The 20697-nt window shown below is 33.8% G+C and carries 23 protein-coding genes; 17 read left to right on the top strand and 6 right to left on the bottom strand.

Annotated elements, in window-relative coordinates:
* Positions 1-106 precede the first annotated feature (106 nt).
* The gene (locus tag FF52_RS09825) at positions 107-1366 is read right to left on the bottom strand and encodes an aspartate kinase (RefSeq protein WP_008465067.1); all 1260 of its coding nucleotides are present in this window, start codon (positions 1364-1366) and stop codon (positions 107-109) included.
* 103 nt (positions 1367-1469) lie between these two features.
* A complete protein-coding gene (locus FF52_RS09820; RefSeq protein ID WP_008465066.1) occupies positions 1470-1958 on the bottom strand; it encodes a GNAT family N-acetyltransferase in 489 nt (162 codons plus the stop codon).
* Between the two features lie 171 nt (positions 1959-2129).
* On the opposite strand from FF52_RS09820, the gene fbp reads away from it, so the two are divergent.
* A complete protein-coding gene (gene fbp / locus FF52_RS09815; protein ID WP_008465065.1) occupies positions 2130-3134 on the top strand; it encodes a class 1 fructose-bisphosphatase in 1005 nt (334 codons plus the stop codon).
* Between the two features lie 162 nt (positions 3135-3296).
* Here fbp and FF52_RS09810 read toward each other — a convergent pair whose 3' ends face one another.
* On the bottom strand, positions 3297-3728 hold the full coding sequence (locus tag FF52_RS09810; protein WP_008465064.1) for a TerB family tellurite resistance protein: 432 nt from the start codon (positions 3726-3728) through the stop codon (positions 3297-3299).
* A gap of 168 nt (positions 3729-3896) precedes the next feature.
* On the opposite strand from FF52_RS09810, the gene FF52_RS09805 reads away from it, so the two are divergent.
* From FF52_RS09805 to FF52_RS09785, 5 genes are all read left to right on the top strand, one after another.
* Positions 3897-4490, top strand: a complete 594-nt coding sequence (locus FF52_RS09805; protein ID WP_008465063.1) for a HupE/UreJ family protein — start codon at positions 3897-3899, stop codon at positions 4488-4490.
* 5 nt (positions 4491-4495) lie between these two features.
* The gene (locus tag FF52_RS09800; protein WP_008465062.1) at positions 4496-4927 is read left to right on the top strand and encodes a deoxycytidylate deaminase; all 432 of its coding nucleotides are present in this window, start codon (positions 4496-4498) and stop codon (positions 4925-4927) included.
* Complete coding sequence (locus FF52_RS09795; RefSeq protein WP_008465061.1) at positions 4927-6504, top strand: S41 family peptidase; 1578 nt, start codon at positions 4927-4929, stop codon at positions 6502-6504. The genes FF52_RS09800 and FF52_RS09795 overlap by 1 nt, the downstream gene beginning before the upstream one ends.
* A gap of 16 nt (positions 6505-6520) precedes the next feature.
* Positions 6521-6886 carry a nuclear transport factor 2 family protein gene (locus FF52_RS09790; RefSeq protein ID WP_008465059.1) on the top strand — a complete coding sequence of 122 codons (366 nt, stop codon included), beginning with the start codon at positions 6521-6523 and terminating at the stop codon, positions 6884-6886.
* Positions 6887-6977: 91 nt separating this feature from the next.
* Positions 6978-7295 carry a hypothetical protein gene (locus FF52_RS09785; protein WP_008465057.1) on the top strand — a complete coding sequence of 106 codons (318 nt, stop codon included), beginning with the start codon at positions 6978-6980 and terminating at the stop codon, positions 7293-7295.
* A 177-nt stretch (positions 7296-7472) separates the two neighbouring features.
* On the opposite strand, the gene FF52_RS09780 is transcribed toward FF52_RS09785, so the two are convergent.
* The 3 genes from FF52_RS09780 to FF52_RS09770 form a co-directional block, all read right to left on the bottom strand.
* A complete protein-coding gene (locus FF52_RS09780) occupies positions 7473-8078 on the bottom strand; it encodes an FAD-dependent oxidoreductase (protein WP_035691388.1) in 606 nt (201 codons plus the stop codon).
* Position 8079: 1 nt separating this feature from the next.
* Positions 8080-8283, bottom strand: a complete 204-nt coding sequence (locus tag FF52_RS09775; protein WP_008465053.1) for a hypothetical protein — start codon at positions 8281-8283, stop codon at positions 8080-8082.
* Positions 8284-8390: 107 nt separating this feature from the next.
* On the bottom strand, positions 8391-8969 hold the full coding sequence (locus FF52_RS09770; RefSeq protein WP_008465051.1) for a MarC family protein: 579 nt from the start codon (positions 8967-8969) through the stop codon (positions 8391-8393).
* Between the two features lie 356 nt (positions 8970-9325).
* Between FF52_RS09770 and FF52_RS09765 the strand changes: the two genes are divergently transcribed.
* From FF52_RS09765 to FF52_RS09715, 11 genes are all read left to right on the top strand, one after another.
* Complete coding sequence (locus tag FF52_RS09765) at positions 9326-9895, top strand: DUF3109 family protein (protein ID WP_008465048.1); 570 nt, start codon at positions 9326-9328, stop codon at positions 9893-9895.
* Positions 9896-10233: 338 nt separating this feature from the next.
* On the top strand, positions 10234-11211 hold the full coding sequence (locus tag FF52_RS09760) for a ribonucleotide-diphosphate reductase subunit beta (RefSeq protein WP_008465046.1): 978 nt from the start codon (positions 10234-10236) through the stop codon (positions 11209-11211).
* A 263-nt stretch (positions 11212-11474) separates the two neighbouring features.
* A complete protein-coding gene (locus FF52_RS09755; RefSeq protein WP_008465044.1) occupies positions 11475-13868 on the top strand; it encodes a ribonucleoside-diphosphate reductase subunit alpha in 2394 nt (797 codons plus the stop codon).
* Between the two features lie 129 nt (positions 13869-13997).
* Positions 13998-14258 carry a hypothetical protein gene (locus FF52_RS09750; protein ID WP_008465042.1) on the top strand — a complete coding sequence of 87 codons (261 nt, stop codon included), beginning with the start codon at positions 13998-14000 and terminating at the stop codon, positions 14256-14258.
* A 65-nt stretch (positions 14259-14323) separates the two neighbouring features.
* Positions 14324-14668, top strand: a complete 345-nt coding sequence (locus FF52_RS09745; RefSeq protein WP_008465039.1) for a type II toxin-antitoxin system RelE/ParE family toxin — start codon at positions 14324-14326, stop codon at positions 14666-14668.
* Positions 14652-14957 (top strand): helix-turn-helix domain-containing protein, encoded by a 306-nt coding sequence (locus FF52_RS09740; RefSeq protein WP_008465037.1) that lies wholly within the window; start codon positions 14652-14654, stop codon positions 14955-14957. The genes FF52_RS09745 and FF52_RS09740 overlap by 17 nt, the downstream gene beginning before the upstream one ends.
* 11 nt (positions 14958-14968) lie before the next feature.
* Positions 14969-15238: a hypothetical protein gene (locus FF52_RS09735; protein ID WP_008465034.1), complete on the top strand. Its 270-nt coding sequence runs from the start codon at positions 14969-14971 to the stop codon at positions 15236-15238.
* Between the two features lie 281 nt (positions 15239-15519).
* Positions 15520-16917: a DUF1800 domain-containing protein gene (locus FF52_RS09730; protein ID WP_008465031.1), complete on the top strand. Its 1398-nt coding sequence runs from the start codon at positions 15520-15522 to the stop codon at positions 16915-16917.
* A 12-nt stretch (positions 16918-16929) separates the two neighbouring features.
* Entirely contained in the window at positions 16930-18093 is a 1164-nt protein-coding gene (locus FF52_RS09725; protein ID WP_008465029.1) for a DUF1501 domain-containing protein, read from the top strand.
* A gap of 475 nt (positions 18094-18568) precedes the next feature.
* Positions 18569-19396 carry a prephenate dehydratase gene (locus FF52_RS09720; RefSeq protein WP_008465027.1) on the top strand — a complete coding sequence of 276 codons (828 nt, stop codon included), beginning with the start codon at positions 18569-18571 and terminating at the stop codon, positions 19394-19396.
* Between the two features lie 88 nt (positions 19397-19484).
* Positions 19485-20630 (top strand): pyridoxal phosphate-dependent aminotransferase, encoded by a 1146-nt coding sequence (locus FF52_RS09715; RefSeq protein ID WP_008465025.1) that lies wholly within the window; start codon positions 19485-19487, stop codon positions 20628-20630.
* Positions 20631-20697: the final 67 nt, after the last annotated feature.

Genomic DNA, 20697 nt, shown 5'->3' with positions numbered 1-20697 from the left:
AAATTGACTAAATAAAGAAAATTCTTTCGTAAAAAAAAGGCCTCACAATTATGTGAAGCCTTTTCAATAATTTTTGAATTAAATAATTACCTTTTATAAAGCAATATTAGATTAATTCTTTAGTGACAATCTGCATTGTTTCGCGGCTAACTTGTTTTAGTAGAACTTCTTTGTTTGCCTCGACAGTTTGCGCTGCCTCTTCTGTAAAGTGACGGATTGTATATAAGGTTACATTTTCGCTGTATTCTACTTTGAATTTTTTAGAAAGAATAGCATTCAATTCTGGGAAATTTCCAAATTTATCTTCCACGCAAACAGAGAAACTAATAGCAGAGTTTTGAATCAAGTTTACTTTGATTTTGAATTCGTGAAATAAACCAAAAATCTCACTGATGTTTTCTTCCATAATGAAAGAGAAATCAATAGAAGAAAGCGAAATTAAAAGCTGTTCTCTTTTTACGATAAAACAAGGATATTGCGGTTCTAAATCAACACCTTTAGAAACGCAAGTTCCTTTTAATAATGGGTTGATAAAAGATTTTACGTATAAAGGAATTTCTTTTTTCTGTAACGGCTGTAAGGTTTTTGGGTGAATAACCGTTGCTCCATAAAATGCCAATTCGATAGCTTCACGATATGAAATCTGGTTTAGCAAACTTGCATTTTCGAAATAACGCGGATCGGCATTCATAACTCCAGGAACATCTTTCCAGATCGTTACGCTTTCTGCATTTAAGCAATAAGCAAAAATTCCGGCAGTATAATCAGAACCTTCACGGCCCAAAGTTGTTGTAAAATTATTTTCGTCTGCACCCAAGAAACCTTGTGTAATGTTTAATTGTTTTCTTGGAACATTTTTGCTGATATTTTGCTGTGTAGTTTCCCAGTCAACTTCAGCATCTCTATAGTTTGCATTCGTTTTAATGAAATTACGAACATCAAGCCATTGCGTCTGAATTCCTCTGAAATTCATATAATGACTTAAGATATTAGTCGAAATCAATTCACCAAAACTTACCACCTGATCATAAACAAAGTTGTAATTTGGAGATTTATTATGGGCCAAGAAGTATTCTAATTCGTCAAACTGAGCATTTACAGCCGCAAAAACAGCATGATTTTCATCTTCAAACAAATCCAATAAGATTTGATTGTGATATTTTTTAATTTCCTGAACAGAAGCGTTTAATTCTGTCGATTTTTCAAAGTAATTCTTGATTACAACCTCAAGAGCATTTGTTGTTTTTCCCATAGCCGAAACCACAAGAATTACATCCTCATAACCCACTTTTTGTAAAACGTCGTACACGTTTTTAATTCCATCTGCATCCTTTACCGATGCACCACCAAATTTAAATACTCTCATTTTTAATTTTAGATTTTTAGATTTTTTTTCCGCCACGAATTCACGAATTATTTTTTCTAATCTTTACGAATAAAAATTCGTGAATTCGTGGCGAATAATATTTTTATAATTTTTCTAAGAACGAATTAATTCCTGCTTGATCCATCTGCACTACCCTCCAAGTGTCAAGGATTTTTGCACCAGAATTTTCATAGAATTTTACGGCTGGAGTATTCCAATCCAAAACATTCCATTCTACTCTTCGCACGCCGTCTCGTTTTCCTTGTTTCATGATTTCAGCATAAAGAGCAGAACCTAAACCGGTGCCTCGCATTTTTTCTTTTACAATCAAATCTTCAAGGTGAATTGTCTTTCCTTTCCAAGTAGAATAACGATAATAATACAGCGCAATTCCAACAATTTCTTTTTGTTTTTCTTCGTTTTCGATCTCTGCAACAAAAACGTGAAATAATGGTTTTTCGCCAAATCCGTCGCGCACTAAATCTTCCTCTGTAATAACAACCGCATCGGGTTCTTTTTCGAATATTGCAAGCTCCTGAATAAGCCCTAACACCGATTTCATATCTTCAGGATTTCCTTTTCTAATATTCATATATTCTTATTTTTAACTATTTATTATCTAAAAAAGCGTCATTTTATTGGATGCTTTTTGCAGATTGTTAGCAAATATACAATAGTAGCAAACAAACAAAATAATTTTTAAATCATTCTCACAAAATAAGCGATATTTGTGACTTAAAAATAAAACTATAACGATTTAGAAATGGAAGAACGCAATAAAACACTGGGAGAGTTTATTATTGAGAACCAAAAAGCATTTCAGTATTCGTCGGGAGAACTCTCGCGAATTATCAACTCTATTCGATTGGCAGCAAAAGTGGTCAATCATAAAGTAAACCAAGCGGGTTTAGTAGATATTGTGGGCGCGGCAGGCGAACAGAATGTCCAAGGTGAAGATCAGCAAAAATTAGATGTCTATGCAAACGAAGTATTTATCCAGACGTTAATAAACCGTGAGATTGTCTGTGGCATTGCTTCTGAAGAAAACGACGATTTTATTACAGTTCAGGGGAGCGACAACTGTCATAATAATAAGTACGTGATCTTAATGGATCCGCTAGACGGGTCTTCAAACATTGATGTAAATGTTTCTGTTGGAACTATCTTTTCTGTTTTCAGAAGAGTTACTCCAATAGGAACTCCGGTAACTAGCGAGGATTTTTTACAGCCGGGAATCAATCAAGTTGCAGCAGGCTATGTAATTTATGGAACTTCAACCATGCTTGTGTATACGACAGGACATGGCGTAAATGGTTTTACGTTAAATCCAGCGATAGGTACATTTTATCTTTCGCATCCAAACATGAAATTTCCAGAAAACGGAAATATTTATTCGGTAAACGAAGGAAACTATGTTCATTTTCCGCAAGGAGTAAAAAACTACATTAAATACTGCCAGCGAGAAGAAGGAGACAGACCATACACTTCAAGATATATCGGAAGTTTGGTAGCCGATTTTCATCGAAATATGATTAAAGGCGGAATTTATATTTACCCTACAAGTTCAAAAGCAACAAAAGGGAAATTACGTTTATTGTACGAATGTAACCCGATGGCTTTTTTAGCAGAACAAGCAGGAGGAAAAGCAACAGATGGTTTTGGAAGAATTATGGAAATCCAGCCAACCGAATTGCACCAAAGAGTACCTTTCTTTTGCGGAAGCTATAAGATGGTAGAAAAAGCCGAGGAATTTATGGCGGCTGAGTGAGTGATTAGTTTTTAGTGTTCAGTCACAGTCGCAGTTTTTAGTCTGGATTTTAAATATTAAACCCGACAGGTTTTTAAAACCTGTCGGGTTTTGTTTTTTAATTTTCGTTAGCAGTCAAGTTTCAGTAAAAATAACTGAATACTAAAAACTGAACACTGAATACTATTTATGCATATGCTGCATTTCGTAGATAAAAGTATCTGCATCTACTTTTTTGTCAACCAATGACAATGCTTTTGCAATAATATAATCTACGTTGCTTGGTGTAAATCCAAGGGCAACACTTATCTTTTTTAGAAGTACTTCTTGTTTGTCTTCAAGCTGATGGTCGACATGCACCATGCGAGTTAGGTCATATAAACGCTCCAAACGTTGAACATATGAATAAGGTGGATTGATCGGATATTTTAAAGGATCGCTAAGAATTTCTTCATATTCCGATTCTGTAATTTCTAAGCGAGAAGCAAGTTTATCTAAAAAGGCTTTTTCTTCTGGATAAACCACCCCATCAGCTAAAGCTACACGAACAATAGCAGAAAAGTGTCCTTTGTTTCTTTGCTTGAATTCGCTATCAAATAATTCTGAAAATGACATAATGATAAAGTTTTATTATAACAAATATAATCCTATTTTTAAATTATTGATTTTAAATTTCTGCTAAAATTTAACTTATTTTTATTGCAGGATTTAGTAGCCCGAATCTTTAATTTTGAAAATTAATCGTAAGTTTACAACCCCTAATTATTTAATTACATTATACCTATGTCACAATTTTGGATTTATTTTCAAATAGGATTAAAACACGTTTTAGACATTAATGCTTACGATCACGTTCTTTTTTTAATCGCCTTAACCGTTCCGTATCTTTTTAAAGACTGGAAAAGAATTTTCTTATTGGTTTCTCTTTTTACAATTGGCCATACCTTGGCTTTAATTCTTTCTGTTTACGGCATAATTGCCATAAAAGTTAATGTTGTAGAATTCCTGATTCCGATTACAATTTTAATAACAGCTCTTTATCATTTGTTTACGGCCGGAAAGACCTCAAAAAATGATGGCGTAAATCTAGTATTTTTCATAACTTTATTCTTTGGAATTATTCACGGACTAGGTTTTTCTAATTATTTCAAAACAATTTTAGGAGGTTCTGCCACCTCAAAATTGTTGCCTTTAGGAGAGTTTGCCTTAGGAATAGAAGCTGCTCAGCTAATAGTAGTTTTTGTTGTTCTGGTAATTTCATATATAGTGCAGACCGTTTTCCGTTTTTCAAAACGCGACTGGGCACTTGTAATGTCGGCTTTTATTATCGGAGTTGTAATTCCGATGATTATTGAAAGCCCAATTTGGAACAGATAAATTAAATGGAAGTAAAAAAACTGAATAAATACGATAAAGCATATCTGCGAATTGCAAAAGAGTGGAGCTTGCTTTCTTACTGTAAACGTAAACAAGTTGGCGCTATTATTGTAAAAGATAGAATGATCATCTCTGATGGTTACAATGGGACACCGTCAGGATTTGAAAATTGCTGCGAAGATGAAAACGGATTGACACGTTGGGATGTTCTGCATGCCGAAGCAAATGCAATCCTGAAAGTAGCAAGATCAACGCAATCTTGCGAAGGAGCAACATTGTATATTACGCTTTCGCCTTGCAAAGAATGCAGTAAATTGATACATCAGTCAGGAATAAAAAGAGTAGTATATAAAGATGGATATCGAGATGATTCTGGAATCCAATTTTTAATAAAGGCAGGGGTAGAAGTAGAACATATTCCTGTTTTGGAAGAATAATGAAATTTAATTCGAAATATTTGCCAATCGTAATAGGAGCGACTTTTGCTCTTGGAACAATTGCCGGAAGCGTGATGAACGCTCCTGCAAGTGACCAGCTTTTGGCTAAAAATTACTCTAAAACCAAGCTAAATAAACTTATTGATTTTATCAATACCGAATATGTTGATAGCGTCAATACCGATTCGATTGTAAATCTTACGGTCGATAATATTCTTTCTAAATTGGATCCGCATTCAGTTTATATTCCGCCAAGCGAACAAGCTGAGGTTGCCGAAAGCATGAAAGGTGATTTTGTAGGAATCGGAATTAATTTTTATATGTATAAAGATTCGGTTGCGATTATAAAACCAGTAGAAAACGGACCTTCGGCAAAAGCGGGGATAAAATCTGGAGACCGTATTTTGTTTGCAGGAAAAACCAAATTGTATGGTAGAAAATTGCCTTCAGATAGTTTGTTTTCTAAATTAAAAGGACTTCAAGGTTCAGAAATCGAATTGACTGTTTTTAGAAAATCAGAACAGAAGAAACTCAAGTTTAAAGTTAAACGAGATGTTATTCCAATTAAAAGCGTTGATGCTTCTATGTTAATTGGTAATAATATTGGCTATATCAAAATTAACCGTTTCGCAGAAACTACTTTCAACGAATTCAAAACAGGTTTAACGAGATTAAAACAAAAAGGAATTCAGTCGCTTGTAATTGACCTCCGCGATAATGGAGGCGGTTATATGGAAGAAGCTATTGCTATTGCCGATGAGTTTTTAAAAGACAGACAATTAATCGTTTTCACGAAAAGCAAAAACGGTTCTACTGAGAAAACGTATGCAACAAAAGCAGGAAGTTTTGAAACAGGGAAAGTTTATGTTTTAATTAATGAAAATAGTGCCTCGGCTAGTGAAATCTTAGCAGGAGCCATTCAAGATAATGATCGCGGAACTATTGTTGGACGTCGTTCTTTCGGTAAAGGTTTGGTTCAGAGAGAAATGGACTTTAACGACGGATCTGCAGTAAGATTGACTGTGGCGCGTTATTATACGCCAACGGGAAGATCGATTCAAAAACCGTATAAGAAAGGGAACGAAGAATATTTTAAAGAATCTGAAGCAAGAATTGCTACTGGAGAATTGTATGCAAAAGACAGTATAAAAGTGGCCGATTCTTTAAAATTCAAAACTCCGAAAGGAAAAATAGTGTACGGCGGTGGCGGAATTGTTCCAGATGTTTTTGTTCCAATGGAAGCAGAGCATGGAAATGAAAATGTTGCATATTTGCTACAGACTGGAATTGTAGGGCATTTTGTCTTTGAAGAATTAGATAAAAACAGAAATGCTTTTGCTGGAGATAATTTTAATGATTTTTTGGCAAAAATGAAGAACTCAGATTTTTATTTCAAAAGATTTAAAAACTATATTTTAATGACGGGATTGGATTTGAAATTGGATAAAACGAAATCGCTCGTAAACCGTCATATTACAGCTGAATTCGCACGACAGCTGTTTGGAGAATTGTATTATTATGATGTAATCTTGAAAGATGATGCCATGATAAAGACAATTCTAGCTCCAAAGAAATAACCTCAATCTTTATATCATGAAAATAGAAACCGTTGTTGATGCAGAAATAGAACTCCTGACTGCAATTAAAAAATCGGATGTTATGGCTTTGGAAACAATTCTTCATGATGATTTATTGTTTAATATGCCCGACGGACAAACCATAACGAAAGAGTTTGATTTGGAATCATATCGTTCAGGAAAGCTAAAAATTAATTCTTTGGAAGCATCAGATCAAATTGTCAACGTAATTGATGATTCTGCAGTGGTTACGGTTACAGTTGCCTTAAAAGGCGCTTATGACGGAAATGCAATCAGCGGAGTTTTCAAATATTTAAGGGTTTGGAAAAAATCGGGTAAGAATCTAAAAGTTATTGCAGGGAGCTGTGTTCAGTTGGCGTAAAGTTTGATGCAATAAAATAATAGTAACTTAAAATAAAACTTTGCGAACCTTTCGTAAATCCTCGCGAACTTCGCGGTTAAACTAATAATATATGAAAAATTTAAAAAGAGTAAGTTTTCTAGTGCTTTTAATGACTTTTGTAATCTCTTGCACAACTATGAAAAATGATGCTAATGCTGTAGTTTCAGGAAAAGTAGACGGTATAGAAGCAGGTAAAGATGGTTACACGGCCAAAATTACAACAGACGCAAAAGAAGTTTACTTTGCAACAATCAGTATTGTAAACGTTGGCGGGCCTCAGAATTACAAACAATTAAAAATTGGAGATGTAGTGTCTGTAAAAGGAGAAAAATGGAAATCTGAAGATGAAAACCATATTAAAGTAACAGAAATCGTTTCGGTTAAATAAGTTAGCCATGAAATTTTAAACCATTAAGAGATTAAGTTTATTAAGCTGTATAGCTGTTTTCTTAATCTCTTAATGGTTTTTTCTGTTTGGAGTTTTTTCTTAATGAAACTTGGTAATTAAGTTTGCATTAAAATAGAACTTAATTTATCTTAATCTCTTAATGGTAAAAGCAAAAAATTATCGAGTGCTATCATGAGCGTGAGTCTGTACGCCGTTATTCCATAAAGTAAGAATGTCTGTCGCTACAGCAGCGCCACTTCCGGCTGCAATTGCCAATTGACTTCTCCAACCCGCTAAAGTACCGATAACATAAATGCCGTCTGCTACTTTGTGATCTTCGTTTTTAAGCTGAATACGCTGTTTTTCTGGAAGTGCTTTTTTATGAGGTTCAACAAATTGCATTAAACCTTCAATGTCGAAAGTATTGGCAGAACCAATTCCGACCACGATATTTTTTGTTTGGTATGAATTCTTGTTGGTTACTACGGTAAATTCTGGATAACTGCCTTCAATTTTCATTACTTTTTCATTTGAAATCTGAGTAATGTGCGGGTAAGTTGTTGCTAAATGCTGTGTGCTTTCAGTTAAAAGCTCAGAACCTAATTTTCCTGGTGTAATTCCGTAAGCGTTATAAAATATTGCCTCTTGTAAAGAAGAATTTTTCTGATGAGTAAAAATTCCGATTTTTTTGTCAGTAACAAAAGTTTTGTTTTTTGCGGATCCTAAGACTAGAGCACAAGACATGCCAGATACTCCTCCGCCAATAATTAAAACATCAAACATATTATCTGTTGTCATTCATTTTTTCTTCAATTCTTTTTGAAATTCTAAAAATCAAAAGAATCAAAACAGCGCAAAATGAAGCGGCGATTCCAATAAAAGCTACCATACTATCTCCTTGAAAAGGGTTTTTAAAGTCTAATAGCGTAATATTAAAAACGATTAAAGCTAATGCCAAAAGCACTAAGATTGAAGTGAAAATTTTCATAAGGTTGTCTTTGTTTTTGTCTAAAATAATAAAGTAGAACTTTATGGGGAAATTGCCTTAAAGTTGTATTTTAGAAATTTTACGGGGTAAATTTATAAAAATAAAATTTAGACAAACAAACCTTTAACATTAGCAGCGAATAATTTAACAGCAATTGCTAAAAGTATTACTCCAAATGTCTTGCGAACCACTCCAAGTCCGTTTTCTCCTAGTAGATTCTCGATTTTTTTAGAAGACTTTAAAACTATGTAAACCAAGATAATATTTAAGACAATCGCTATGATAATATTAATAGTATGAAACTGAGATCGAAGTGATAACAAGGTTGTCATTGTTCCTGCTCCAGCGATTAGAGGGAAAGCCAGCGGTACAATAGAAGCAGATCCTGGTTCTTCATCACGATAGATTCTGATTCCTAAAATCATTTCTAAAGCCAAAAAAAACAAAACAAATGAACCAGCAACGGCAAACGAGTGAACATCGATACCAATTAAATTCAGTAAACCTTCTCCAACGAAAAGAAAAACAATCATGATAGCGCCCGCAACGATAGAAGCTTTTTCAGACTCAATGTGTCCAACTTTTGCTCTTAAATTCACAATAATCGGAATCGAGCCAACAATATCAATTACGGCAAAAAGCACCATACTAACGGTAATGATTTCTTTAAAATCGATTTCTAACATATCGCTTTGATTTTTAGGGTTTAAAAAATTGCTGCAAAAGTAGTTAATAAAGTTAGGTGTTTTTTCAATACAATGCACTTTTGTTATAAAAACATGTTTTAATGGTTAAAAAAGTGATATTTGTAACAATTATTGTTTTCTTTTGCATTTAGTAAAACTTATAATAGGTTTAACCGTAAAGCACGCAAAATTAAATTCGCAAGGTTCGCAAATTAAAATGGGTATTGGAAATGTGTGCGTATAAACTTTGCGAAACTTTGCGCAAATCCTTGCGAACTTTGCGGTTAAATTTTCATCCTATTTTATCTCCTTTCTTTGACTATCTTTGCACTTTATAAATTAGAGTAATAAATATCATGTTTCAGTTAGGTAAAACTATTATTTCAGAGGATATTCTGGAAAAAGAATTTGTGTGCAACTTGTCTGCTTGTAAAGGAGCTTGTTGTGTGGATGGAGATGCGGGCGCGCCTTTGAATGAGGCTGAAACTAAAATCTTAGAAGAAATTTTTCCAAAAGTGAAACCTTTTTTACGAAAAGAAGGAATCGAAGCAATCGAAGCGCAAGGGACTTGGGTAAAAGGGACTGATGGTGATCTAGAAACGCCACTGATTGATAATAAAGATTGCGCTTATGTGATTTTTGACGGAAAAACGGCACTTTGCGGAATCGAGCAAGCTTACAATCAAGGAGTAGTGGATTGGAAAAAACCAGTTTCTTGTCATTTATACCCAATTCGAGTAAAAGACTTCACAGAATTTGCAGCTGTAAACTATGATAAATGGGATATTTGCGATGATGCTTGTTCGTTAGGAAAAGAATTGGAAGTTCCAGTTTACAAATTTGTAAAAGAGGCATTGATTCGCCGTTTTGGAGAAGACTGGTATTTGGAACTAGAAAAGGTAGCCGAAGAGTTTAAAAATTCTTAAAAATTAAAGTGTGATTTATACCTTTTTTGCTCTTCATTTTTTGACTCAAAAAAACAAAGTTTTAATTCAAAAAAAACTTTTTAAAACTATTTAAAATTTCTTGCTTTTTATATTTAAAAGTCTATATTTTACGGGGCTTTCAGGTATAATTATTGGTTTTAAATGTTTCATTTACAGTAAATTAATTATTGTATGAAAAATGTTTCAAAAAATTAACGTTGTTAAAAACTACAGCAAATTGTGAATAAGTTTGACTTTCATTTTTGGCGTTAATTGACAATCTTTGTAGTCTATTGAATTAGCAAAAAATTCGGTATAAAAATTAAACAAAAATTGTCATGTCTCAAGTAGAACCAATCTTACAAGAAAATAAAAATCGTTTCGTTATTTTTCCTATCAAACATCATGATATTTGGGAATGGTATAAAAAAATGGAAGCTAGTTTCTGGACTGCTGAAGAAATCGATTTGCACCAAGATTTGACAGATTGGAATAACAAACTGAATGACGATGAAAGATATTTCATTAAACATATTTTAGCATTCTTTGCAGCTTCTGACGGAATCGTAAATGAAAACTTGGCTGAGAACTTTGTAAACGAAGTTCAATATGCTGAAGCGAAGTTTTTCTATGGTTTCCAGATTATGATGGAAAACATTCACAGCGAAACGTATTCTTTATTAATTGATACTTACGTTAAAGATGAAGCAGAGAAAACGGAATTGTTTAATGCTTTAGAAGTTTTCCCGGCTATTGCTAAAAAAGGAGAATGGGCTTTAAAATGGATCGAGTCTGATTCGTTTGCTGAAAGGCTTATTGCTTTTGCTGCAGTTGAAGGAATCTTTTTCTCAGGAGCCTTCTGTTCAATTTATTGGTTGAAAAAACGTGGTTTAATGCCAGGTTTAACTTTCTCAAATGAATTGATTTCTCGTGACGAAGGCGTACACTGTGATTTTGCTGTTCACTTGCACAATCACCATTTGGTAAACAAAGTGCCAAAAGAAAGAATCAAAGAAATTATTGTCGATGCTTTAGATATCGAAAGACAATTTATTACTGAATCTCTTCCAGTAAGTTTAATTGGCATGAACGCTACTTTAATGACACAGTACTTAGAGTTCGTTGCTGATAGGCTTCTAATTGAGTTAGGTTGTGAGCGTGTCTACGGATCAGCGAATCCATTCGATTTCATGGACATGATTTCTCTTCAAGGAAAAACTAATTTCTTTGAAAAACGTGTTGCGGAGTATCAAAAATCAGGTGTGATGAACAATGACAGCGATGCTCAAAAAATTTCATTCGATGCAGATTTTTAGACAACAAAAAATATTTTAGCGTCTATCTTCTAGAGACACTAAAAAAAGATTACAGATTATTTTTAAAGGTTGAACCTCTTTCCCCAAGTCGCAGGTTCAATAGCAATTTTTGACGCATTTAAATTCGTTTTTCGGATTTGAAACGAGTAACTATTGAGAATTTGGTAATTCTCTAAAATTAATTTAAAAACACGCAATGTTTAAGTACTGGAATTCGTTTTCTAGTTACTTTAATTTTTTCAATAACCATAAAAGGTAAGCTTATGTATGTAGTAAAAAGAGATGGCCACAGAGAGCCCGTAATGTTTGATAAGATTACAGAAAGAATCAAAAAATTGTGTTACGGCTTAAACGAGCTTGTAGATCCAGTTAAGGTAGCCATGAGAGTTATCGAGGGATTGTATGATGGAGTTTCGACTTCTGAATTGGATAATCTTGCAGCAGAAACGGCGGCTTCTATGACAATTGCGCATCCCGATTATGCTCAATTAGCAGCTCGTGTAGCAATTTCTAACCTGCATTCAAATACCAAAAAATCTTTCTCAGAAACGATGAAAGATATGTATCACTACGTAAACCCAAGAAATGGTCAAGATGCACCATTAATTGCTGATGATGTTTACAAAGTGATCCAAGAAAACGCTGCTTTTTTAGATTCTCATATCATTTATACAAGAGATTTTAATTACGACTATTTTGGTTTCAAAACTTTAGAGCGTTCTTATCTTCTTAAAATAAACGGAAAAATCGTTGAGCGTCCGCAGCACATGTTAATGCGTGTTTCTGTTGGTATTCACTTAGACGATTTGAAATCAGTTATTGAAACTTATGATTTAATGTCTAAAAAGTTCTTTACGCATGCAACGCCAACGTTGTTCAATGCGGGAACTCCAAAACCTCAAATGTCATCTTGTTTCCTTTTGGCAATGCAGGAAGACAGTATTGATGGTATTTATGATACATTAAAACAAACAGCTAAAATTTCGCAGTCAGCGGGAGGAATTGGACTTTCTATTCACAACGTTCGTGCGACTGGATCTTACATTCGCGGTACAAATGGAACTTCAAACGGAATTGTTCCGATGTTGAGAGTTTTCAACGACACAGCACGTTATGTAGATCAAGGAGGTGGAAAACGTAAAGGAAGTTTTGCGATTTATATCGAAACTTGGCATGCTGATATTTTCGATTTCTTGGATTTAAAGAAAAACCACGGAAAAGAAGAGATGCGTGCAAGAGATTTATTCTTCGCAATGTGGACTTCAGATTTGTTCATGAAACGTGTTCAAGAAGATGGGCCATGGACTTTAATGTGTCCAAATGAATGTCCAGGTTTATATGATGTTTACGGAGACGAATTTGAAGCTTTGTATACAGGATATGAAGCGCAAGGAAAAGGAAGAAAAACAATCCGTGCTCGTGAATTATGGGAGAAAATCCTAGAATCTCAAATCGAGACTGGAACACCATATATGTTGTACAAAGATGCAGCAAACCGTAAATCGAACCACAAGAATTTAGGAACGATCCGTTCTTCTAACTTGTGTACAGAGATTATGGAGTTTACATCTAAAGATGAAATTGCAGTTTGTAACTTAGCTTCAATCTCATTGCCGATGTTCGTTGAAAACGGAGAATTCAACCATGAATCACTTTACAATGTTACAAAACGTGTTACTCGCAACTTGAACAAAGTAATCGACAGAAACTACTATCCAGTACAAGAAGCTGAAAACTCAAACATGCGCCACCGTCCAGTTGGATTAGGAGTTCAAGGTTTAGCAGATGCTTTCATTATGTTGCGTATGCCGTTTACAAGTGATGAAGCTAAAAAATTAAACCAAGAAATTTTCGAAACTTTATACTTCGCTGCTGTAACTGCTTCTATGGAAATGGCAAAAGAAGAAGGGCCTTATTCAACTTTCGAAGGATCGCCAATGTCTAAAGGAGAATTCCAATACAACATGTGGGGATTAAAAGATGAAGAATTATCTGGTCGTTGGGACTGGGCTTCATTAAGAAAAGAAGTTATGGAACACGGAGTTCGTAACTCTTTATTAGTGGCACCAATGCCAACCGCTTCTACTTCTCAAATCTTAGGAAACAACGAAGCTTTTGAACCATATACTTCAAATATCTATACTCGTCGTGTATTGTCTGGAGAGTTCATCGTAGTAAACAAACATTTACTAGAAGACTTAGTGAAATTAGGTTTATGGAATGAAGATTTGAAACAAGAAATTATGCGTCATAATGGATCTGTTCAAAATATCAATATCATTCCTCAAGACTTAAAAGATCTTTACAAAACAGTTTGGGAAATGTCGATGAAGGACATTATCGATATGTCTCGTCAAAGAGGATATTTTATTGACCAGTCTCAATCTTTGAACCTGTTCATGCAAGATGCAAACTATTCTAAATTAACGTCAATGCACTTCTACGCTTGGCAGTCTGGTTTAAAAACAGGAATGTATTACCTAAGAACAAAAGCGGCTGTAGATGCGATTAAATTCACATTAAACAACGATAAAAAACAAGAAACAGCTCCGTCATTAGTCCAGAAAACTGAATCAATCAGTGTTGAGGATTACAAAGCAATGCTTTTAAAAGCACAAGCTGCAGATCCTGAGGATTGTGAGATGTGTGGGTCTTAATTTTTCTTAGAAGAAAGAGAATAGAATAAAGAAGAAAGATTTTCTTAGTTATAGAAAGCAGTTATTTAACGATAACTGCTTTTTTTATTTTACATTTGCTTTTTTAATAGTAAAAATAATACAAAAAAAATGAAAATCGAAATTGAAGATTATAATCGAATTGCAATAAAATTAAAAGAGGAATATTCAAAACTATCAGATTTTGAAACTTTATTATTAGCGATTCAAATACAAAGAAATCAAATTTTAGAAAATGGATTAGTAGTTAGTTCATCAGATAAACATCCAAGTGCTTTAGAAGCGATAGCAATTGCACTAGGCTATGAAGGGAGAAGTTCAGTAACTATTACAGATGTGTTGCGAAATATAGCAAATGGAGAGGAGGCTTAATTGTTTAAATGTTTTTTTGGATTAACAAGTTGTACTTTGGTACAACTTTAATATATTTGTAATTTATGAATAATGAAAAGATTAGGTCTGTTTTTTTCTTTAAAGACTATTTTAAAAAGTTTTTTGATAAACAAGAAGAAAAAGTTAAGGCAAAAATAATCTGGACGATAAGAGTAATTGAGTATGTTGAAAATGTTCCATCAGCATACTTAAAACATATTGAAAATACAGATGGACTTTTTGAAATTCGAATCCAGCTAGGAAGTAATATATTTAGGGTCTTTTGTTTTTTTGATGAAGGAAGATTAGTTGTTCTGGCTAATGGGTTCCAAAAGAAAACTCAAAAAACACCAAAGAAAGAAATTAAAAAAGCATTGAAAATTAAGAAAGAATATGAAAACGAAAAATAAAAATTTGGTTAGCTTAGAAGATTTTGTAGAACAACATTATGGAAAAATTGGAACACCAAAACGTGACGAGCTAGAAGCGGGTTATGAAAATTTTAAAATTGGAGTTTTGCTTCAAGAAGCGAGACTTCAAAAAGGAATGACTCAGGAAGAACTTGCGGTAAAAGCAGGGACAACAAAATCATATATTTCTAAGATTGAGAATAATGTAAAAGAAGTTAAATTTTCGACACTTCAAAAAATTGTAGAACTTGGTTTGGGTGGGCATTTAGAGCTGTCAATTAAATTCTAAATCTAAAATAAATGGATTTATCAGAAGGAATATTTGATAATGAAAAAGAGTTTTATAATCTTGCTGCAGAATATTTTTACAATATAAGTGCAGATGAATATGAAACGATTCAATTCGATAGGATTGTTTCAAAATCTATTTCAATTTTGTTAGATCACGATTTTATTCCTACTCCGTATGTTGAAATCAGATTAGAACTATGTAAAGATGAAAAAAAGATTGCTAATTATTTTCTTTACGTTAATGAAGATAAAGAATTCATAGATGAATTTTTATATTAATAACGGAAGGTTTAGCTATTTTTTGTTGAATATTGCCCATGCTTTCAACCACCGGAACACAATATATTTCCCCAATCTGCTTCCCGTGGTTGAAACCACGGGCTATATTTGATTATGATTATTGAATATTGTTAAAACAATATCCCCAAAAAATCCCCGTTCTAAATTAATACCAAAAACTTTTTCAAAACTTAGCACCTCAGAATCTTAGTGACTTAGCATCTTTAAAAGAATTAAACCTTTAAAAGAAAGTCGAGTCTTATTGTAATAATTTCTGAACGATGAAAAAAAGCAGTCTTTGGTCCTTACGATTAGGTTTTTCAGGAAAACAAGCTTCAAAAATTGAAAAACTCGGCTTAGAAAAATTTCTAAAGCAATCTTATAATTCAAAATTCGATATAGCACTTCCAGACTTTCTGCAAGATCAGCCCAAAACTAATTTAGAGCTCAAACAGGTTCGGGAAATCATCAAAACTTCAGATCCCGAAACTAAAAAGGAAATTCAGAAAAAAGAAAATCAAGCCAATGCCGAATTTAAAAAATGGTGGATTGCTAAAATGCGAAATGATGAATTTCCATTGCGTGAAAACATGGTTTGTTTTTGGCACAATCATTTTGTTTCGACTTCTCAAAAAGTAAAAATCAATTACTGGATTTATCAGCACAATATGATTTTGCGCGAAAATGCCTTTGGCAATTTCAAAGAATTAACCAAACAAATTCTGAAATCAAACGCAATGGTGCGATACCTCGATAATGGCGATAATAAAAAAGGAAAAGTAAACGAAAATCTAAGCCGTGAATTACTAGAACTATTCACAATCGGAATTGGAAATTATACCGAAGACGATATTAAAAATGGTGCAAAAGCTTTGGCCGGACTAAATATTGGCGATGAAGGTGCGGCTTACAGAAAGAATATCGAAGACAACAGCGATAAAACCTATTTCGGAAAAAAAGGAAATTGGAAAGCAGATGATTTAGTGGATATTATTTTCGAACAGAAAAACATTCCGTACCTCATTACCCGAAAAATTTTGAAATGGTTTATTTGTGATAATCCGCCTGAAGATTTAGTGGTGTATTACGGAGATTATCTTCGAAAGCAAAAATTTGAAATCGAACCTTTACTGACTAAGATTTTTACAGAAGAATTTAAAAAAGAGAATTCGGGAAATAAAATCAAAAATCCGCTGGTTTATATTTTACAGCTTTGTGACGAATTGCAAATGGAGAATGTTAATGATGCTGCAATTATGGCATTTTTAAAGCAGCAAGGAATGGATTTGTATAATCAGGTGAATGTAAAAGGATGGGATGGTGGCAATTCTTGGCTGACTTCGCAGATTTATCTTCAAAGAAACAATACAGCCGATTTATTATGCAGTGGAAAAAGTCTGAATCGAAAGGTTTTGAAAACGATGATGAACGGAGTTGAAAAAGAAAAATCGGAATATGAAAAAGTTGCCGTAAAAGTCGCTTTTGATTCTGATGGAAATAATAAAACGATTATTTCAGAATTGTCAGGCCGATTATTATTTAATGTCAGCGATTCGGCTCAAAAAGATATGGAAAATCTTCTGAAATACGATTTTGATCCTAAAGACCCACACGCCGATTTTGCTGTGGTCAGACTTTTTAATTACATCGCAAAACTTCCAGAATATCAATTAATCTAAAAAGCAGTAATCATGAACAGAAGAAATTTTCTAACATTGACAGGAACTTTTACAGGCGGATTGCTTGTGCTTCCCGATTTTTTACACGCTTTTGGTTCTCAGAACAATTTGATTGTGGGAGAACAATGTGTCGTTTTTGTACAGCTGAATGGCGGAAATGACGGTTTAAATACCTTTATTCCATATGATGATCCGTTGTATTATGATTTACGAACAAAAATTGCTTTAAATAAAGATTTGGTTATTGGTAAAAATAAAGGAATGGCATTTCATCCTTCGTTAAAAGATTTTGCTCAAATGCAGCAAAACGGAGATTTAACCGTAATTCAGAATGTCGGTTATCCAGAACCTATTCGTTCTCATTTTAGAAGTCAGGAAATCTGGCAGACTGCAACCGATTCGAATAAATATATAAATGAAGGCTGGCTCGGTAGATTTCTAGATTTGCAATGCAACGGACATCAGGCAACGGCGGGAATAAATTTAGATTCGATTGATAATTTGGCTTTAAAAGGTGTTGAACCTAATTTTATAACCGTAAAAGATCCAGATCGATTTAAAGTGAAATCAAAAGAAGAAGATGTGACTTTGTCTAAAAATCCACATTTAGATTTTGTTCGAAAAATTGCCAATTCCGTTACCGAAGGCTCTGATGAAATCCAGAAAGCTTTGGCCAAATCTAAAACCGAAATCAGGTATCCAAAAACAGAATTATCGAAAAATTTGGAATGGATTGCAAGACTGATAAAAGGAAATCTAAATTCAAAAGTATATTATACCTCTCTCAACGGATTTGATACGCACGACAATCAGCTTGCAATTCACGAAAGAAAGTTAACCGATTTAAACGATTCGTTATACAGTTTTTATTCCGATTTAAAACAAGCTCAATTATTGCAGAATGTCACAATCGTAGTTTTTTCCGAATTTGGAAGACGCGTAAAAGACAACGGCAACGGAACAGATCACGGAACTGCGGCGCCAATGTTTATCATAGGAGGAAACAACAAAGGAACTATTTTAGGAAGAAATCCAAATTTAGCAGACTTAGATAACGGCGATTTAAAATATGAAATTGATTTCAGAAGTGTTTATGCCTCTTTATTAAAAGAAAAAATGAATTTTGATTATGCTAAAATTGGGATTATGAATAAACCAGTTTCCGGATTGTTTTGATTGGTAAATAGCCACGACCCGAGCGATAGCGAATAGACGAAGCAATTCACGGATTTTATTTAAAATCTGTGAAATTAGATTCAATTGCACAGAGATTTGCGCGAATTCGTGAATTTGTGGCGAAAAAAACTTAGCATCTCAGCAACTTAGAACCTCAGAATCTCTTTTTAATATTCTCATTTTAAGCCGATATTTTTATATTATCATACAAAACCTGCCAAATTTGTTAAGAAATCCTTTTTTGTTTCATAAAATGCAATCTTTTTTTTGGTGCACTAAAAATAATTTATACATTCGCAGAGAATTTACAAAATAACACAAACAAAATGGCAAGTAACCGTTTTTATTTTAGCAACAATTTTTATTTCTTCTTTAGTAGAAGTCAGGATTGTGCTATGGTTATTTGAGATCGAATTTTAAGACAAATAAAACTAATATACAATCCTGATGAAAATCAGGATTTTTTTTTGACTATATGACAACGAAAATTGCAATACAAGGTATAAAAGGATCATTTCATCATCAGGTTGTGAAGGAGTATTTCTCTGAAAATGTGGATATTGATGAATGTTTGTCTTTTGAAGAATTGATCGACAGCCTTATTGCCGGAAAATCGGATCAGGCTGTTATGGCGATCGAAAATTCAATTGCAGGGCCAATTATTCCAAATTATGCATTGATTGACAAGAATAATTTACACATAATTGGAGAGCATTATTTAAACATTCAACAGAATTTAATGGCTTTAAAAGGTCAAAAAATTGAGGATATAAAAGAAGTTCATTCACATCCAATGGCACTTTTGCAATGCATGGATTTCTTGAAACAATATCCAAATATCAAATTGGTTGAGGATAAAGATACAGCGGAAACAGCGAGAAGAATTCAGGAAAAACAGTTAACAGGAATTGCGGCAATCGCGAGTGAAACGGCAGCTGAAATGTACGATCTGGATATTATTGCATCATCGATTCAAACGATCAAAAATAATATGACGCGTTTCGTAATCATTAAAAAGCAAAATTCATTTTTGCCAGAAAGCGAAATCAACAGAGCATCGGTAAAATTTGAATTAGATCACAAAAGGGGAAGCTTAGCGGCGGTTTTAAATGTCATGAGCGACTGCAAACTGAATTTAACCAAAATCCAGTCGCTTCCAAAAATCGAAACGCCTTGGAAATATTCATTCTTCGTAGATGTAACATTCGAGAAATATGAAGATTTTGCAAAAGCCAAAACGTTATTAAACATCATGGCAGAATATTTCAAAGTGTTGGGAGAATATAAGAATACCAGACCTTAAATAAGGAAATTCCAATTAAAGAAATTCCAAATTCCAATCCTTCGGGATTAAAAAATAAAGAAACTCTAAAAGAGAATAAATAGAAATCATGATTACAACAGCAAAACGATTAGACACAGTTGAAGAATACTACTTCTCATCAAAACTAAGAGAAGTTCGTCAGTTGATGTCTGAAGGAAAACCGATCATCAACATGGGAATTGGAAGTCCAGATTTGAGTCCGTCAAAAGCAGTAATTGAAGCAGTCGCTGCAGCAATTCAAGACGAAAACGGACATGGCTATCAAAGCTATCAAGGATTGCCAGAAATGAGACAGGCGATGGCGGATTTTTATCGTGATCAGTTTGGTGTTGAAGTGAATCCGAATAATGAGATTTTACCTCTTATGGGTTCAAAAGAAGGAATTATGCATATTTCGTTGGCATTTTTAAATGAAGGCGATCACGTTTTGATTCCGAATCCAGGTTATCCAACTTATACTTCGGTAACCAATTTGGTTGAGGCAGTTCCAGTGTATTATGACTTGAAAGAAGAAAATGGCTGGGAACCAGATTTTGAAGCTCTTGAAAAATTGGATCTTTCGAAAGTAAAAATTATGTGGCTGGGATATCCGCATATGCCTACAGGAGCTACGGGAAGTTTGGCGTTATTTGAAAAATTGGTAGTTTTTGCTAAAAAACACAATATATTATTGATAAATGACAATCCGTATAGTTTTGTTTTGAATGATAATCCGATGAGTTTATTGCAGGTTGAAGGAGCGAAAGAGGTGGCTTTAGAATTGAATTCGCTAAGTAAAACATTCAATATGGCGGGCTGGAGAGTCGGAATGGTTTTAGGAAATCCTGAAATTATCGATGCGGTTCTAAAAGTTAAAAGCAACATGGACAGCGGAATGTATTACGGAATCCAAAAAGGAGCTATCGCAGCTTTAAAATGTGATAAATCTTGGTTTGAAGACCAAAACAAAATTTACAGACGCCGTAGAGAATTGACTGAAAAACTAGCAGAAAAATTAAACTGCAAAGTATATAAAGAAGGAGTTGGACTTTTTGTTTGGGCTAAACTTCCAGAAGGAATCGAATCAGCAGAGAAGTTCATTGACGAAATATTATATGAGAAACATATTTTCATCACGCCGGGAACCATTTTTGGAAGCAACGGCGAAGGATATATCAGATTCTCATTGTGTGTAAAAGAAGAAAAAGTACAAGAAGCGATTGATCGATTTTAGAGTATTAAGATTTTAGAAGCAAGAATCAAGACTTTTATCCAGATTGTCAGGCTGAGCGAAGTCGAAG

It is taken from the genome of Flavobacterium sp. F52 (assembly GCF_000278705.1).
In the GTDB taxonomy this organism is placed as follows: Bacteria; Bacteroidota; Bacteroidia; order Flavobacteriales; family Flavobacteriaceae; genus Flavobacterium; species Flavobacterium anhuiense.
This window is presented reverse-complemented; position numbering and strand designations above follow the sequence as displayed.

Coding starts and splice junctions, on each gene's coding strand:
- FF52_RS09780 (WP_035691388.1), bottom strand. CDS start 8,078: ATGTTTGATGTTTTAATTATTGGCGGAGGAGTATCTGGCATGTCTTGT.
- FF52_RS09740 (WP_008465037.1), top strand. CDS start 14,652: ATGAAAACGAAAAATAAAAATTTGGTTAGCTTAGAAGATTTTGTAGAA.
- FF52_RS09785 (WP_008465057.1), top strand. CDS start 6,978: ATGAAAAATTTAAAAAGAGTAAGTTTTCTAGTGCTTTTAATGACTTTT.
- FF52_RS09795 (WP_008465061.1), top strand. CDS start 4,927: ATGAAATTTAATTCGAAATATTTGCCAATCGTAATAGGAGCGACTTTT.
- FF52_RS09755 (WP_008465044.1), top strand. CDS start 11,475: ATGTATGTAGTAAAAAGAGATGGCCACAGAGAGCCCGTAATGTTTGAT.
- FF52_RS09810 (WP_008465064.1), bottom strand. CDS start 3,728: ATGTCATTTTCAGAATTATTTGATAGCGAATTCAAGCAAAGAAACAAA.
- FF52_RS09790 (WP_008465059.1), top strand. CDS start 6,521: ATGAAAATAGAAACCGTTGTTGATGCAGAAATAGAACTCCTGACTGCA.
- FF52_RS09715 (WP_008465025.1), top strand. CDS start 19,485: ATGATTACAACAGCAAAACGATTAGACACAGTTGAAGAATACTACTTC.
- FF52_RS09775 (WP_008465053.1), bottom strand. CDS start 8,283: ATGAAAATTTTCACTTCAATCTTAGTGCTTTTGGCATTAGCTTTAATC.
- FF52_RS09805 (WP_008465063.1), top strand. CDS start 3,897: ATGTCACAATTTTGGATTTATTTTCAAATAGGATTAAAACACGTTTTA.
- FF52_RS09800 (WP_008465062.1), top strand. CDS start 4,496: ATGGAAGTAAAAAAACTGAATAAATACGATAAAGCATATCTGCGAATT.
- FF52_RS09765 (WP_008465048.1), top strand. CDS start 9,326: ATGTTTCAGTTAGGTAAAACTATTATTTCAGAGGATATTCTGGAAAAA.
- FF52_RS09725 (WP_008465029.1), top strand. CDS start 16,930: ATGAACAGAAGAAATTTTCTAACATTGACAGGAACTTTTACAGGCGGA.
- FF52_RS09745 (WP_008465039.1), top strand. CDS start 14,324: ATGAATAATGAAAAGATTAGGTCTGTTTTTTTCTTTAAAGACTATTTT.
- fbp (WP_008465065.1), top strand. CDS start 2,130: ATGGAAGAACGCAATAAAACACTGGGAGAGTTTATTATTGAGAACCAA.
- FF52_RS09735 (WP_008465034.1), top strand. CDS start 14,969: ATGGATTTATCAGAAGGAATATTTGATAATGAAAAAGAGTTTTATAAT.
- FF52_RS09770 (WP_008465051.1), bottom strand. CDS start 8,969: ATGTTAGAAATCGATTTTAAAGAAATCATTACCGTTAGTATGGTGCTT.
- FF52_RS09825 (WP_008465067.1), bottom strand. CDS start 1,366: ATGAGAGTATTTAAATTTGGTGGTGCATCGGTAAAGGATGCAGATGGA.
- FF52_RS09750 (WP_008465042.1), top strand. CDS start 13,998: ATGAAAATCGAAATTGAAGATTATAATCGAATTGCAATAAAATTAAAA.
- FF52_RS09760 (WP_008465046.1), top strand. CDS start 10,234: ATGTCTCAAGTAGAACCAATCTTACAAGAAAATAAAAATCGTTTCGTT.
- FF52_RS09730 (WP_008465031.1), top strand. CDS start 15,520: ATGAAAAAAAGCAGTCTTTGGTCCTTACGATTAGGTTTTTCAGGAAAA.
- FF52_RS09720 (WP_008465027.1), top strand. CDS start 18,569: ATGACAACGAAAATTGCAATACAAGGTATAAAAGGATCATTTCATCAT.
- FF52_RS09820 (WP_008465066.1), bottom strand. CDS start 1,958: ATGAATATTAGAAAAGGAAATCCTGAAGATATGAAATCGGTGTTAGGG.